This is a genomic window from Streptomyces sp. GbtcB7, assembly GCF_019091445.1.
Taxonomy (GTDB): Bacteria; Actinomycetota; Actinomycetes; order Streptomycetales; family Streptomycetaceae; genus Streptomyces; species Streptomyces mirabilis.
Genome location: NZ_JAGXJM010000018.1, coordinates 90,294 through 103,333, shown reverse-complemented (window position 1 = coordinate 103,333; position 13,040 = coordinate 90,294). Strand labels below are relative to the sequence as shown.

Sequence of the window (13,040 nt, the reverse complement as noted above, 5' to 3'; positions counted from 1 at the left end):
ACTCCAGAAAAGGTGGATCGGATGAGTGTAGGGGGAAACGGTGCCGGGGTTCATTCCAGCAGAGATCGCACATCGCTGTCGCGCGTGTGCAGGAGCAGGATGCCGGTGCCGCTGAGCTCGTCGAACAGCCTCTGGTTGGCGAGCCGTTGGGAGTTGCGGACCTGCACGGCGTACCAGAGGATGGACCGGGGGCCGACGACGGTCCAGAACGTTTCCCGGACACCGCCCCAGAGTTCCTCACGGCGTATCCAGCGCCGTACGGTACGGCGCAGCAGCCGTGGCCAGGTGACACGCAGCGGTGGATCCGTCCACACCACGCAGTCGGCGCGGTGGGCGAAGGCCTCGACGCTCGCGGCGAACTGACCGTCGACGACCCAGGTGTCGGCCGTCAGTTCCCGTTCGACGCCGGCGAGGAAGACCTCCGTGGGCACCGGTGTCCAGGCCGGTCCCCAGAAGAGGGCGTCGAGTGTGACGGGCGGAATGCCACGCCGTTCGGCGAGGGCGCGGGCGAGGGTCGACTTGCCGCAGCCGGGACCACCCACGATCCACACCCGGCGGGCCTCCGCAAGGGTCTTCACACGTGGCACAGACACATTCCCTCCAACCAGGCGGCCACACCGTCGTCGTCATTGCACGCGGTAAGGGCGTCGGCGGCCTCGCGTACGTCCGCGCTCGCGTTCGCGACGGCCACGCCGAGGCCCGCGGCGGCGAGCAGCCCCGTGTCGTTGGGCGCGTCGCCGAAGGCGACGACCCGCTCCCAGCCGATGCCGAGGCCGGCGAGGACCGACGCGACCGCGGACACCTTGTCCGCCTCCGGGGCCGACACCTCCAGCAGTCCCGGCCCCGAGGAAGTCCACCGCACCGTCCCGCGCACCCCGAGCGCCGGGGGCGGAGCGGCGGAATCGATGTGCACCATCAGGCACAGCACCGGCGAGCCGTCCGGCACGTCACCGACGCGCAGGGCCGTCCCGGCACCGCTCGCCAGGATGTCGGGCCAGCCGGGGCCGATCAGTCGGTCGTGCTCCCGGTCCACGGCCCAGGGGCGCTGCCCGAGCGCCGCGATCTCGGCGCGGACGGTGGCGGGTGTCATCGCCCGGATCCGTCGTACGCCCCCGCCGTCCAGGTCGCTGACGACGGCGCCGTTCGACGACACCAGGAAGGCGCCCAGACCGGACGCGGCGGACAGCAGCCCGCGGGCGGACCAGGCCGGGCGGGCCGTCGCGAAGACGACGCGGGTCCCCTGTGCGGCGACCGCGCGCAGCGCCGCCACCGCGCGCTCGCTCACGCTGCCGTCGGACAGCAGCAGTGTGCCGTCGAGATCGGTGACCACGACAGCCGGGCGGCTGTCCCCCCGGACGCGGGGACAGCCGCTGAGATGCGTTCCGGTCACGAAGGTCACTTCTTCCGAGCGGGCTCACGCGGCGGCGGCATGCGGTGGGCGATGGCGGCCGCGTACCGGTGGTAGTGCCACTGCTCGTAGCCCAGGTGGCTCTCGCCGCGGATGCCCAGGTCGGCGTTCTCGAACAGCTCCCAGCCGGGCCGGGTGACGATCCGCTCCATCTCCGTGGCGGTCGGGTAGTAGCCGCAACTCCGCTCGTCGTCGTTGAGCCCGATCAGGTACTCGCCGAAGAAGAGTCCGCCCGGAGCGACCATGTCCATCGCGTGGTGGACGAGGGCTTCCATCGTGTGCGCCCGGTTGGGCGGCATCGACCACAGGCCGCTGCCCAGTACCAGTTGGAAGTCGCCCTCGGCAGGCAGGGTCATGTAGTCCTGCTCCACCACGGTGCACCGGTCCTCCAGGCCCTCGGCGGCGAGCCGTTGGCGCAGGCCCACGACGTCGTGGTGGCCGTCGACGAGGTCCAGTTCACCGCCGTTGAGGAAGAGGTCGTCGCTCTCCACGCCGACGACCTGCCAGCCCGCGCGCAGCAGCGGCAGGGCGAACTTGCCGTCGGAGACGCCCAGGACGCAGGCGCGCGGCTGGACGCGCCGGGCGTATTCGCCGAGCGGGATGTAGCGGGCCAGGGCGGGGAAGTAGGAGTAGTAGTCGCCCCAGTAACTCTTGCGATCGACGTCAAGCACGCGCCCTCCCAAGGCTGTTGTCGGTGCTGGTGGTCATCTGGCCGCCTCGGTCAGTGGCTCGGCCGCGCTGTTGCGGACGGTGCCCCAGCGCTCGGCCGCGGACTTGTGGATGTACCAGATGTCGTCCTCGGTGAGCAGTTGGGAGACGACTTCCGGATAGGCCTCCTCGAAGTACGTGTACGGGGGCCTGTTGTCCTTGCGCGAGTGATAGTCCAGTCGGTCCTGGCCGTGTGCGGCGGTGATCGCGGTACCCGGATGGTAGGTGAGGATGTTGGGGCTGGCCATGACGAGCAGTTCGTCGTCGATCAGCCGGCCGATCTGCTCGATCGTCTCCTCGATGGTCTCCCGGCTCTCGCCGTCCAGACCGAAGAGGACCGAGCTGCCGACCCGGATGCCGTGGCCCCGGATGATCGCGAGTGCCTCGCGCACCTTGCCGACCCAGGCCTCGGGGTTGCGGCGCAGCAGGTTCTTGCCCACGTGGGCCATCACGCTCTCGGCCATGCTCTCGATGCCGATGTAGATGTAGGTGCAGCCGCTGCGGCGCATCAGTTCGAGCGCGGCGTGCACCTCGTCGGCCTTGGCACGGTTGAGCACCACGTCGACGGTGAGCTGTCCGCCCCACTCCAGGCGGGTGCCCCCGGGCAGGTCCGTGCCCTGGCGCAGCAGGTCCTGGCAGAACTCGGTGATCGCCTTCCAGTTCCCGCCCCAGAACACCGGGTCGTCGAAGAACACGGCTTCCGCGCCCCAGTCCATGAGCCGGCGGACGCGCTGTGCCACGTGCTCGGTCTCGCTCACCGCGAAGCGGGTGGGCCGCTGGGAGACCTGGATGCTCTCCGAGCAGAAGGTGCATTTGAACGGGCAGGAGTCCAGCGTCATCATGTGCGCCGTACGGCTGCCGAGGGGGTGGCTGCCCGCCTCGGTGAAGACGCCGAAGCGCGCGCGGATGGAGAACGCCTCGTACGGCGACGGGAGTTCGGCCGAGCCGAGTCGCTCGCCCCGCACCGGCACCACCACCGCCTCATCGGGGCATAAGCCCACGATCGTGCCCGAACCGCGGAGTGTTTCCTCGGCGTAGGCGACCAGCGGAAGGGCGTCGAGCACCGCCGCGTTGTCGGTCGGACCGAAGCCGGGCGTGACGGTCAGCGACAGGGCGCGTAACAGCAGGTCGAGCAGAGGGGCGCCGTCACCGGCGACCACGAAGTCGACGACCTGAGCCGCGCGGCCGTCGCGGACGACCTCCACCGTGCTGCTCCAGGAGAAGTCCGCCGTGCCGTCGGCGTCGCGGTACTTCATCGTTTCGTCGGCGTGCCGGCCGCCGAGGACGACGACGCAGTGGGGCGCGTGGACCTTGGCCAGCTCGGCCATCTCCAGGGCGTACCGGTGCGCCGCCGACACCGCGCTGAGCAGGAGGACCTTGGGCTGGAGCGCGCGGAGCTCGGCGATGAAACGCTCCTGGGCCACCTCGTCCCAGATGCGGGGGTCGAAGACGTGGCCGTCGGTGGTCCGGCTGTCGGCGATCAGCGTGGTCCGCGGCCCGTTCGCCGTGCGGCGGTAGTCGTCGTCCGGGCAGTGCCCCCAGTCGGGGCAGACGTCGTCGAGGGAGGGCTCCTCGGGCAGACCCGCACTCAGGCGGGCCACCGAGCGCTGGATGGTGAGGGTCAGTGCCGAGTACAGGCACATCGGATCACCCGGATAGGCGACTTCCCCGCCTCTGCTGGTCGCCACCGGGACCAGTGCCGCCATGACCGGATAGGTGAACCGGGCCTCGCCCGGGTGCGCCGTGAACAACCGGCGCCGCCGGACGACGAGTTCCGTCACTTTCCCGCCTGCTGCCGCCGCGTCCGGACGGTGCGGCTTCAGCGGGGTACGAATCGTTGTCCTCACGTGTGATTCCCCGGCGCGATCAGATCGCGGCGATGAGGTTCGCGACGCCACCGTTGGACGCCGGGCTGGTCACGAGCGACGTCGTGTCGCCCAGCTTGCGGTAGGCGTGGGTGGCCAGGCAGGCCCGGGCCACGTCGGCGAACTCGGTGTTCGCCTTGTGCGTGGCGATCTCGTCCACGATGGAGACGTCGCCCGACTGTGCCGCGAGCCGAAGCCGCCGCTCGAAGTCGATGAGTTCGCGCGCGGCCTCCCGGCCGCCGTCCGGGGTGCCCGGGAACGCGGGCAGCGCCACGGCCTCCACGGGCGCTTCGGTGATCTTCCGGGCCACCTCCACCTCGTTCTCGTAGAAGTGGAAGGTGCCCGACTGGTGTATGTACGGGCCGCTCGGGACGTTCAGCAGCGAAGCCGCGTACTGCTGCATCCCCATGAAGAGGAAGGCGTCGTACGGCAGGACCGTCAGCGCCTGCTGGGCTCGCATGACGGTGATCCAGGTGAGCGCGCCGTCCCGGAGGAAGAGGTGGACTCCCACGGCGCACGGGTACTCCCGCGACTGGCGGAAATTGTCCTCGGGCTGCAACACCAGGGCGAAGGCACGCCGGTGGGCGGGGTCGCGCTCGATCCGGCCGACCACTTCCTCCAGCTGGTTCCCCCTGGAGGTCAGCAGCCGATGGCCGAAAGCGCCACTCAGCGTGTGCTGGTCGTCCGAGTACTCATGGGCGCCGCGGCGGTAGTACGCCGGGGTGTCGACGTCGTTGCGGCCGTCCAGGGACCAGGCGAGCAGACCGAAACAGTAGGAGAGATTGACCGGAAGGTGCGGGGTGACCGCGAGACAGGAGGTCGGGTCTGCGATACGGCTCTGGTAGGCCAGGAGTTCGCGGTACGGGCGGTCGTTCTGGCCGAAACCCGAGGCTTTGGAGAGCGGATCGCGCACCGAGTCCACGTCATTGCCGTCCGCGAGTACGTCACGCAGCCCGGCCGTGTAGGAATCCGCGAACGACTGGTAGTTGGCCATGACATCTTCCCCGTTTCTGGTGATAGACGAAAAACTCGCCACCTGCCTTCAAACCGGACATAGCGACATCCGTGGCGAGCTCGGTTTCAATCGAGTAGAGCGTTGGAGATCTTCGTTTGTCAATGACGTTTTCAATTCCCTGACGAAGGGAAATACGTCCCCGTCGGGCGAACGTGAGTCGGTGTTGACACCGACGACCCGGTCTCTGCATGATGACCGGCGGCCAATGGGGCCTGCCAACACACGGGGGTGGCAGATCAAGTGACAGGCCGGATTTTGTTAAATCCTTGGCGCCTCTCTCCACGCTGGCGTATCGGGATCGGCGCGGTAATCGTCGCCATCACCTACGGGGGGCTGATTTCAGCCAAACCCGATTCCGTGCACGGCGGCGTGGGCGGTCCGGCCGCCCTGCTCGCCCTGTGCGGTTACACCCTCGGGGCGATGCTGATCGTCTCCGGCGCGGTGGCAGGGCTGCCGACGACGAGCGTGGCCCTGCTGCCGGTGGCGATCACCATCAACATCGTGATGGGAAAGATCGTCTACTTCAGCGGCCTGCCGCTCCAGCTCGACTCGATCGGCACCGTGCTCGTCGGCGTCCTGGCCGGACCGGCCGCGGGCGCCGCCACCGGGGCTCTGGCCAGCATCGTCGTCGGGATGACCATCACTCCCGGAGCTCTGCCCTACGCGGTGACCGCAGCCCTGATCGGCTTCATCGCGGGAACCCTGGCGCGGGCCGGCTGGTTCCGGCGCCTGCCGACCGCCCTGCTCGCGGGAGGTGTGATCGGCGTGGCCGCCGGCATCGTCTCCGCCCCCATCACCGCCTTCGTCTTCGGCAACGCCGGCGGCACGGTGGGGCAGTCGGCCGTCATCGCGACGTTCCAGGCCTACGGAAACAGCATGCTGAAGGCCGCCAGTCTGCAAGGGCTGGTCGCGGACCCCCTGGACAAAGCGCTGACCGTCGCACTGGCCCTGACCCTGCTGGCAGGCCTGCCCTCCGGCTATGTGCACCGTTTCCCCTTTGTGCAGCAGCATCGGGTACTGGCGGTTCACCGCCTCATGCCGAGAAGGACGTGACCCGCATGGACATATCCCCGCACGCTACCGACGACTCCCCCGTGCACCGGCTGAATCCGCTGACCAAGCTGACCTTCGCGGTCACCGTCACCGTATCCGCATTCGCCCTCACCATGACCTGGTGGCCGCTGCTGCTCTTCTGCGCCACGGTGCTTCCCATGGTGATAATTTCAGGAACCCTTCGTAAATTCGCGCCCATGCTTCTTGCCCTGTGGGTGCCCGTCGCGCTCACGGTTTACCTGATTCAGGGCTTCTTTTATCCGGATACTCACCGGGTGGTGGCTGAAATCGGCCCCCTGGAATTGAAATATGAGGGCCTGGTTTTTGCCACGCAGACCACACTGCGTCTCCTAGCGCTCATGGGGGGATTCTTCCTGCTTCTCCTCACCACGCAACCCGGCGCGCTGATGAGCGCGATGACACAGCGCGGCATGTCGCCGAAGACTGTCTACGTCGTCTCGGCCGCCCTGCAGATCGCGCCCGCCCTCACCACCCGGGCCCAGGGCATCATGCACGCCCAGCAGGCGCGCGGCCTGCCGGTCACGGGGCTGCGCGGCCGGGTCCGGGCCCTGGTTCCGATGGCCGGGCCGCTGATCCTCGGCGCCCTCACGGAAGTGGGGGACCGTGCGGTGGCCATGGAGACCCGGGGTTTCGGCACCACCCGCCGCCCCACGTATCTGACCGAGGTGCCGGACACCGCGGCACAGCGGGTCGCCCGGACCGTCATGGGACTGTGCGCGCTCACCGCCGTCGTCACCAACGTACTCGGAGTGCTCCGGTGATCGAATTCAGGGACTTCTCCCTCACCTATCCGACCGGCTCCCGCCCCGCCCTCCAGAACATCGATCTCGTGGTGCCACGTGGCCAGTTCTGTGCCGTGGCCGGTGCCGACGGCGCGGGCAAGACCACCCTCGCGGGAGTCATCAGCGGCGTCGTCCCGCAGATGACCGGCGGCGAGACCACGGGATCGGCACGGGTGGGTGGGCGGCTGTTGGCGCAGACGCAGCCGTCCGAACTCGTCGGCGAAGTCGGCCTCGTCATGCAGAATCCGTTCAACCAGCTGTCGGGAGCACGGTTCTCGCTGCGCGAGGAGCTCGCCTTCGGTCTGGAGAACCTCGGCGTCGAGCGGGCCGAGATGATCCGCCGCGTCGATCGCGTCATGGCCGACCTGAGGCTCACCGCCCTGGCCGACCTCTCCCCGTACGAAATCTCCGGTGGGCAGCAGCAGCTTCTGGCCATCGGATCGGCGTTGGTGATGAGGCCGGCCGTCATGGTGCTCGACGAACCGACCTCACAGCTCGACGCGGTGGCGACCGGCGTGGTGTTCGAAGCGCTGGAGACCCTGCGGGCGCAGGGCGTCACCGTCATCCTGTTCGAGCACCGGCTGGAACGGCCGGCCCGGAGCGCGGACCGCGTCCTGATCCTGAACGAGGGGCGGATCGCCGCGGACGGGCCGCCGACCGATGTCCTCACCGACCCCCGGCTCGCGGAGTGGGGAGTGGCCCCGCTGCGCTACACCACGGCCGCACGCCGCGCCGCCGGGCGCGGCCTGTGGGAGTCGGACCGTCCGCTGCCGGTGACCCTGGAGGCGGCCGCGGAAGGATTCACCGCCGCGCTGAAGAGCACGAGAACCGCCGGAGGCATGTGATGGTGCTGCGCGTCGACTCCCTCTCCCATCGCTATCCGAACGGAACGACCGCGCTCGCGGACGTCTCACTGACCGTCAGGGCCGGCGAACGTGTGGCGATCGTGGGTCCCAACGGGGCGGGCAAGAGCACGCTGGCCCGGCACCTGATCGGCATCGCCCGCCCCACGTCGGGGACGGTCACGGTGGACGGTCGCGATGCCGCCGGGCTCGAGATCGCCGAGCTGGCCCGCAGCGTGGGCTTCGTGTTCCAGAACCCGGACGACCAGCTGCACGCCGCCACGGTGGCCAAGGAAGTCGGCTTCGGCCCCCGCAACCTCGGCTTCCCGGCCGACCGCCGGACCGCCCTCACGCAGTGGGCACTGCAGGTCACCGGTCTGACCGGGGAGGCGAACAGCCATCCCCGTCATCTGTCGTTCGGCGAGCGCAAACGGGTCGCCTTCGCCTCGGTCCTCGCGATGGACACCCCGATCATCGTCCTGGACGAGCCCACCACCGGCCAGGACCACCGCTCCGTCGTCCTGCTCGAAGAGCTCATCGGAGACCTGCACGAGCGGGGAAGGACGATCCTGGCCATCACCCATGACACGGACTTCTGCGCGGAGAACTTCGACCGGGTCGTCGTCCTGTCCGAAGGCCGCGTGCGGTGGGACGGTCCTGTGGAGCGCTGGCTGGAGGGAGACAGGAATCCGTCCACGTCCGCCTTCGAACAGCCCCAGATGGCCCGGCTCGGACGACGACTCGGCTGGCCGACCACCGCGGCCACGGTCGACAGCTTCCTGGACCAGCTGACCGACCACGCCGCGGCTCGGTGAAGTCGCGGGCGCCGTCCGCGTTCTTCTCCACGCTCGCGACCTCGCCGCCGAACTCGATCGCGTGTAGTGCGGATTCCGTTCCACCAGAGCCCAGGCGACCGTCTGTGCACCCGCCGTTCGTCGGGAACCGACCCGCGCGGCCACCGACCGGAACTCAACGGCCGCGCCTGGAGCGCAATGCTCCTGGCAGGGCCACCGAGTTGCCGTTGGGTGGAGAGCAGTCGCGCGCTTCGGGAGGTCGGTGTGCGGCCGACCGTACGGCTCAGATCGCCGCGGCCGCCGCACGTCCTGCCTCGCGTCCGGAGAACAGGCAGCCGCCGAGGAAGGTGCCTTCCAAGGAGCGGTATCCGTGCACTCCTCCGCCGCCGAACCCCGCGACCTCACCGGCCGCGTACAGACCGGGAACCGGGGCGCCGGAGGCGTCCAGAACGCGGCCGGAGGGATCGGTCTGCAAGCCGCCCAGGGTCTTGCGGGTGAGGATGTTGAGCCGCGCCGCGATCAGCGGTCCCGCACTGGGGTCCAGGCGCGTCGCGCAGTTGTCCGGGTACACGCGGCCGGTCAGCGACGGCAGCCTCTACCCGGCCATCAGCCGCCTGACCAAGGCGGGCCTGCTACAGCGGCGCACCGAGCCCGGCGCAGGGGCCGCGCGCTACCTACTGACCCTGACCGAGCCGGGCCGTGCCGAGATGCTGAAGCGGCTGCGCAAGCCCGCCGACCACGAGATCATCGACTTCACCCGCTTCTTCACCATCCTGGCGTTCCGCTCCCGACTGCCCGACAAGGCCGCCCAGCACGCGATGCTGCGCCGACGCCTCGCCTTCCTGGAGGAACCGGCGAGCTTCTTCTACGACGGCGACCGGCCCCTGCGTGCGGAGGCTCCGCGAGGTCCTCGGTGAGGGCGCGCCCGAGCCCGGGGCCGCGCGCACCGAGAACGCTCCCCCTACGCTCGAAGAACCCGCGGGCTGAGAGACGACGGAGGTCCCACATGCTTGCGTCCTGGTACGACGAACAAGGCTCGGCCGCGGCCGTGCTGGGGGTCGGCGAACTCCCCGACCCCGAGCCCGGCCCCGGTGAGGTTCGGGTCCGTGTCACCGTGTCGGGGGTGAATCCCGGGGACACGAAGAAGCGGCGCGGGTGGCTCGGCTCGTCGATGCCGTATCCGCGGGTGATTCCGCACAGCGATGCCGCCGGGGTGGTCGACACCGTGGGGGACGGTGTCGACGCGCGCCGGGTCGGACAGCGGGTCTGGGTCTACGGCGCCCAGTCGTACCGGCCCTTCGGCACCGCCGCCCAGTACACCGTCGTACCCGAGGACCTGGCCGTTCCCCTGCCCGACCACCTCGGTGACGAACTCGGCGCGAGCCTGGGCATTCCCGGGATCACCGCGCACCGGACCGTGTTCGGCGACGGGCCGGTGGACGGGAGGACCGTGCTGGTGCACGGAGTGCTCGGCGGGGTCGGCTCCCTGGCCGCTCAGCTCGCCCGCTGGGGCGGAGCCACCGTGCTCGCCACTGTCCGCCGCGGCGACGACCTGAACCGCGTCGACCCGGCCGTCGTGTCCCACGCCGTCGCCCTGGACTCCGCAGACCCGGCGGCGGCAATCCGCACGTACACGCCCCAGGGCGTGGACCGCATCATCGAAGTGGCACTCTCCGACAACGCCGACCTGGACACCGCCGTCGCCGCGACGGACGCGGTCATCGCCGCCTACGCCACCCGCGCCGACCGGACCGAAATCCCCTTCTGGCCAATGCTGTTCAACAACGTCACCCTGCGGCTGCTCGGCAGCGACGACTTCCCCGCCGAGGCCCGACGCCAGGCCGCCCGCGACCTCACCGCCGCGGCCGCCGTGGGCGCCCTCACCGTCGACGTCGGTGACCGCTACCCGCTGGAGGACATCGCCAAGGCCCATGACCGCGTCGACGCCGGCGGCCGGGGCAGGGTGCTGGTGACCATCCCCCACTGACCGTCCCCGACCGACCGGGCCACCGTCGCGGGGCGGCCGGTGGGACGGCCGACGGGACGGCCGGTCGTCGGGCCGTCAGGCCGTCTTCACCGCCTTCATCGTGAAGTGTGAGGTGACGTTCTTGATCCGCGGGATGGTCATCACGTGCCCACTGAGGAAGGTCTCGTAGGCGGACAGGTCCGCGACCGCCACGCGCACGAAGTAGTCCGGGCTGCCGAACAGCCTCCTCAGCTCGATGACCTCCTCGGCCTGCGCCATGGTCTGCTCGAAGCGTTCGACCGTCTCCGCGTCCTGGGCTTCGAGGCTGAGGTCGATGAGCACCTCGAAGGAGCGGCCCACGGCAACGGGGTCGATGACGGCCCGGTAACCGCGGATGACACCGTCGGCCTCCAGCCGCTGCACGCGCCGCAGGCAGGGCCCTGTCGTGAGCCCGACCCGCTGCGCCAGCTCGACGTTGGTGAGCCGCCCGTCCCGCTCCAGCTCGGCAATGATTGCCAGATCGATCGCATCCACGTCAGAAGATTGCACTCCAGACCTCCGGGCGCGCAATCTTCGCAACCACATGGCGCGTGTTTTCCGGGACGATAAACACATGCACCACGACGTTCCGTCCCGCGCGGCCACACCGGAACCCGCCCCGGTCGCGGCTCGGGCTCCCGCCGAGCGGCGCCGGCAGATCACCCTGGGAGTCCGCGACTCCTTCTCCGCAGGCCTCGGGATCTTCCCCCTGGGTATCGCTCTCGGCCTGCTGATCATGCAGGCCGGCCTGCCCTGGTGGCTCGCCCCCGCCCTGTCCCTGGCCGCGTTCGCCGGCTCCCTGGAGCTGCTGCTGGTCGGCATGATGGCCACCGTCACCCCACTGGCCGCGGTCGCGCTGACCGTCCTCGTGGTCAACTTCCGGCACGTCTTCTACGCCTTCTCCTTTCCCCTCCACCTGGTCAAGCACCCGGTCGCGAAGGCCTACGCCGTCTACGCCATGATCGACGAGGCATACGCCGTCAACGCCTCCCTGCCCGAGGCTGAACGCTCGGCGCCCCGGCTGCTGGCGATGCAGATCGCCTGCGAGACCTACTGGGTCGGCGGCGGTGTGGTCGGGGTGGCTCTCGGCGCCGCGCTGCCCGCGCCGATCAAGGGTCTGGAGTTCGCCCTGTGCGCCCTGTTCACGGTGCTCACCCTGGACGCGTTCCGCTCCCGCAGCGAACTCCCCTCCGTCCTGCTCGCCGGTGCCGGCGCCGCGCTCGCGCTCGTACTGACCCCGGGCCTCGCCCTGTTCACCGCGCTGCTGATGTTCGTCGGCCTGCTCCTGGTGCGCCACACGCTCACCACTCGCCGACCCGCCCAGGAGACCACCGATGCCTAGCACCTCGTATCTCATCACCGTCCTGGCGATCGTCTTCGCTCTCACCTTCGCCCTGCGCGCCCTGCCGTTCGCGGTACTGCGCACCCTGCGCGGCTCGGCGCTGGTGCGGCAACTGTCCGTGTGGATGCCGGTCGGCATCCTCGCGATCCTCGCGGTGACGGCCCTGCACGGCACGATCACGCGCGACCCGCACGGAACGGGGTACGCACTGCTCGCGGTCGCCGTCACCATCGGCGTCCACCTGGCCTTCGGCCGCCGCACGATCCTGAGCGTGGGCATCGGCACCGCCGTCTACGTCGTCCTGCTCAATACTCTGTGATCACCCCTGTGATCAGCCCTTTGAACAGCCCCGCGAACCGCCCGAGGAGAAACGTCCGTTGAACACCGGCACCCCGGTCCCCGACAGCTACTACGAACGCATCGACGAGCACCGCTACAAGCCGACCGCCCACGCGGGCGGAGCCTGGGACCCCGACGAACAGCACTTCAGCCCGCTCGGCGGCCTCGTCGTCCACGCCATCGACCGTCATCTGGCCGGGCGGCCGGACACCGGCCTGGTCCTGGCCCGGATCAGCTACGACATCCTGGGCCGACCCGCCCTCGACGAGTGCGAGATCCGGGTGGAGACCATCCGCCAGGGCCGCACCATCGAGTTGATCGAAGCCGTCGTGCTCATCGCCGACCGGCCCGTGGTCCGTGCCCGTGCCTGGCTCCTCGCCACCGTCGACACCTCCGCCGTCGCCGGGGGCCCCGACGACCGGCTCACCCCTCCCCAGGCGCTCACCCCGTGGCCGATGGCCTCGCTGTGCCCGGCGGATACATCGCCTCCCTGGACGTCCGCCCGCTCGCACCACCCCAGGCGGGCCGTACCACCGCCTGGATCTCCACCGCCCACGCCCTCGTCGCCGACGAGCCCAGCAGCACGCTCGCGTCCTACCTCGCCCTCGTCGACACCGCCAACGGCATCGCCGTACGACAGCCGCCCACCGCCTGGATGTACCCCAACGTCGACCTGACGGTCCACCTCCACCGCCAACCCGAAGGCCACTGGACCGGCCTGGACACCACGGTCACCTTCGGCCCCACCGGCCAAGGCCTCACCAGCACCGTCCTGCACGACCTCAACGGCCCGGTGGGACACGCACAACAGATCCTCACCGTCCGCCCCATTCCGGACCGGTGATCACGGACGAGCGAGGTCGGGG

Annotated in this window: 14 protein-coding genes and 3 pseudogenes; 9 read left to right on the top strand and 8 right to left on the bottom strand. The window is 69.9% G+C overall.

Going from position 1 to position 13,040, the window contains the following annotated elements; genetic code table 11:
* Positions 1-50 precede the first annotated feature (50 nt).
* Genes KVT44_RS27930 through KVT44_RS27910 form a run of 5 tightly spaced genes read right to left on the bottom strand, consistent with a single transcriptional unit; the run spans position 51 to position 4,975 of the window.
* Complete coding sequence (locus KVT44_RS27930) at positions 51-587, bottom strand: adenylate kinase (RefSeq protein WP_143138227.1); 537 nt, start codon at positions 585-587, stop codon at positions 51-53.
* Positions 575-1,390: an HAD family hydrolase gene (locus KVT44_RS60625; RefSeq protein ID WP_217569516.1), complete on the bottom strand. Its 816-nt coding sequence runs from the start codon at positions 1,388-1,390 to the stop codon at positions 575-577. The genes KVT44_RS27930 and KVT44_RS60625 overlap by 13 nt, the downstream gene beginning before the upstream one ends.
* 5 nt (positions 1,391-1,395) lie before the next feature.
* The gene (locus KVT44_RS27920; RefSeq protein ID WP_099919203.1) at positions 1,396-2,079 is read right to left on the bottom strand and encodes a cyclopropane-fatty-acyl-phospholipid synthase family protein; all 684 of its coding nucleotides are present in this window, start codon (positions 2,077-2,079) and stop codon (positions 1,396-1,398) included.
* A 33-nt stretch (positions 2,080-2,112) separates the two neighbouring features.
* Positions 2,113-3,963, bottom strand: a complete 1,851-nt coding sequence (locus KVT44_RS60620; RefSeq protein WP_217569515.1) for a radical SAM protein — start codon at positions 3,961-3,963, stop codon at positions 2,113-2,115.
* Between the two features lie 19 nt (positions 3,964-3,982).
* Complete coding sequence (locus tag KVT44_RS27910; protein ID WP_217569514.1) at positions 3,983-4,975, bottom strand: thymidylate synthase; 993 nt, start codon at positions 4,973-4,975, stop codon at positions 3,983-3,985.
* Positions 4,976-5,353: 378 nt separating this feature from the next.
* Here KVT44_RS27910 and KVT44_RS27905 point away from each other — a divergent pair, with 378 nt between their 5' ends.
* From KVT44_RS27905 to KVT44_RS27890, 4 genes are read left to right on the top strand one after another with little or no spacing between them, the layout of a single operon-like run.
* Positions 5,354-6,049: a hypothetical protein gene (locus KVT44_RS27905; RefSeq protein WP_217569512.1), complete on the top strand. Its 696-nt coding sequence runs from the start codon at positions 5,354-5,356 to the stop codon at positions 6,047-6,049.
* A gap of 5 nt (positions 6,050-6,054) precedes the next feature.
* Complete coding sequence (locus KVT44_RS27900; RefSeq protein ID WP_217569510.1) at positions 6,055-6,831, top strand: energy-coupling factor transporter transmembrane protein EcfT; 777 nt, start codon at positions 6,055-6,057, stop codon at positions 6,829-6,831.
* Entirely contained in the window at positions 6,828-7,697 is an 870-nt protein-coding gene (locus KVT44_RS27895) for an energy-coupling factor ABC transporter ATP-binding protein (protein WP_217569509.1), read from the top strand. The genes KVT44_RS27900 and KVT44_RS27895 overlap by 4 nt, the downstream gene beginning before the upstream one ends.
* Positions 7,697-8,509: an energy-coupling factor ABC transporter ATP-binding protein gene (locus KVT44_RS27890; protein WP_217569507.1), complete on the top strand. Its 813-nt coding sequence runs from the start codon at positions 7,697-7,699 to the stop codon at positions 8,507-8,509. The genes KVT44_RS27895 and KVT44_RS27890 overlap by 1 nt, the downstream gene beginning before the upstream one ends.
* A gap of 262 nt (positions 8,510-8,771) precedes the next feature.
* Here KVT44_RS27890 and KVT44_RS27885 read toward each other — a convergent pair.
* A pseudogene (locus tag KVT44_RS27885) lies at positions 8,772-9,032 on the bottom strand (FAD-binding protein); the annotation flags it as partial.
* On the opposite strand from KVT44_RS27885, the pseudogene KVT44_RS27880 reads away from it, so the two are divergent.
* Positions 9,031-9,384 (top strand): annotated as a pseudogene (locus KVT44_RS27880) (PadR family transcriptional regulator); the annotation flags it as partial. The pseudogenes KVT44_RS27885 and KVT44_RS27880 overlap by 2 nt on opposite strands.
* A gap of 110 nt (positions 9,385-9,494) precedes the next feature.
* A complete protein-coding gene (locus KVT44_RS27875; RefSeq protein WP_217569503.1) occupies positions 9,495-10,475 on the top strand; it encodes an NADPH:quinone reductase in 981 nt (326 codons plus the stop codon).
* Between the two features lie 75 nt (positions 10,476-10,550).
* Here the strand turns inward: KVT44_RS27875 and KVT44_RS27870 are convergent, their stop codons facing one another.
* Complete coding sequence (locus KVT44_RS27870) at positions 10,551-10,988, bottom strand: Lrp/AsnC family transcriptional regulator (RefSeq protein ID WP_099919210.1); 438 nt, start codon at positions 10,986-10,988, stop codon at positions 10,551-10,553.
* 79 nt (positions 10,989-11,067) lie between these two features.
* Between KVT44_RS27870 and KVT44_RS27865 the strand changes: the two genes are divergently transcribed.
* Both KVT44_RS27865 and KVT44_RS27860 read left to right on the top strand, forming a co-directional pair.
* Positions 11,068-11,835 carry an AzlC family ABC transporter permease gene (locus KVT44_RS27865; protein ID WP_217569501.1) on the top strand — a complete coding sequence of 256 codons (768 nt, stop codon included), beginning with the start codon at positions 11,068-11,070 and terminating at the stop codon, positions 11,833-11,835.
* Positions 11,828-12,154: a branched-chain amino acid transporter permease gene (locus tag KVT44_RS27860; protein WP_067360524.1), complete on the top strand. Its 327-nt coding sequence runs from the start codon at positions 11,828-11,830 to the stop codon at positions 12,152-12,154. Before KVT44_RS27865 ends, KVT44_RS27860 begins: the two co-directional genes overlap by 8 nt.
* Here the strand turns inward: KVT44_RS27860 and KVT44_RS60615 are convergent.
* On the bottom strand, positions 12,141-12,350 hold the full coding sequence (locus KVT44_RS60615) for a hypothetical protein (protein ID WP_308314135.1): 210 nt from the start codon (positions 12,348-12,350) through the stop codon (positions 12,141-12,143). The genes KVT44_RS27860 and KVT44_RS60615 overlap by 14 nt on opposite strands.
* On the opposite strand from KVT44_RS60615, the pseudogene KVT44_RS27855 reads away from it, so the two are divergent.
* Positions 12,255-13,018 (top strand): annotated as a pseudogene (locus tag KVT44_RS27855) (thioesterase family protein). The gene KVT44_RS60615 and the pseudogene KVT44_RS27855 sit on opposite strands and share 96 nt — an antisense overlap.
* Positions 13,019-13,040: the final 22 nt, after the last annotated feature.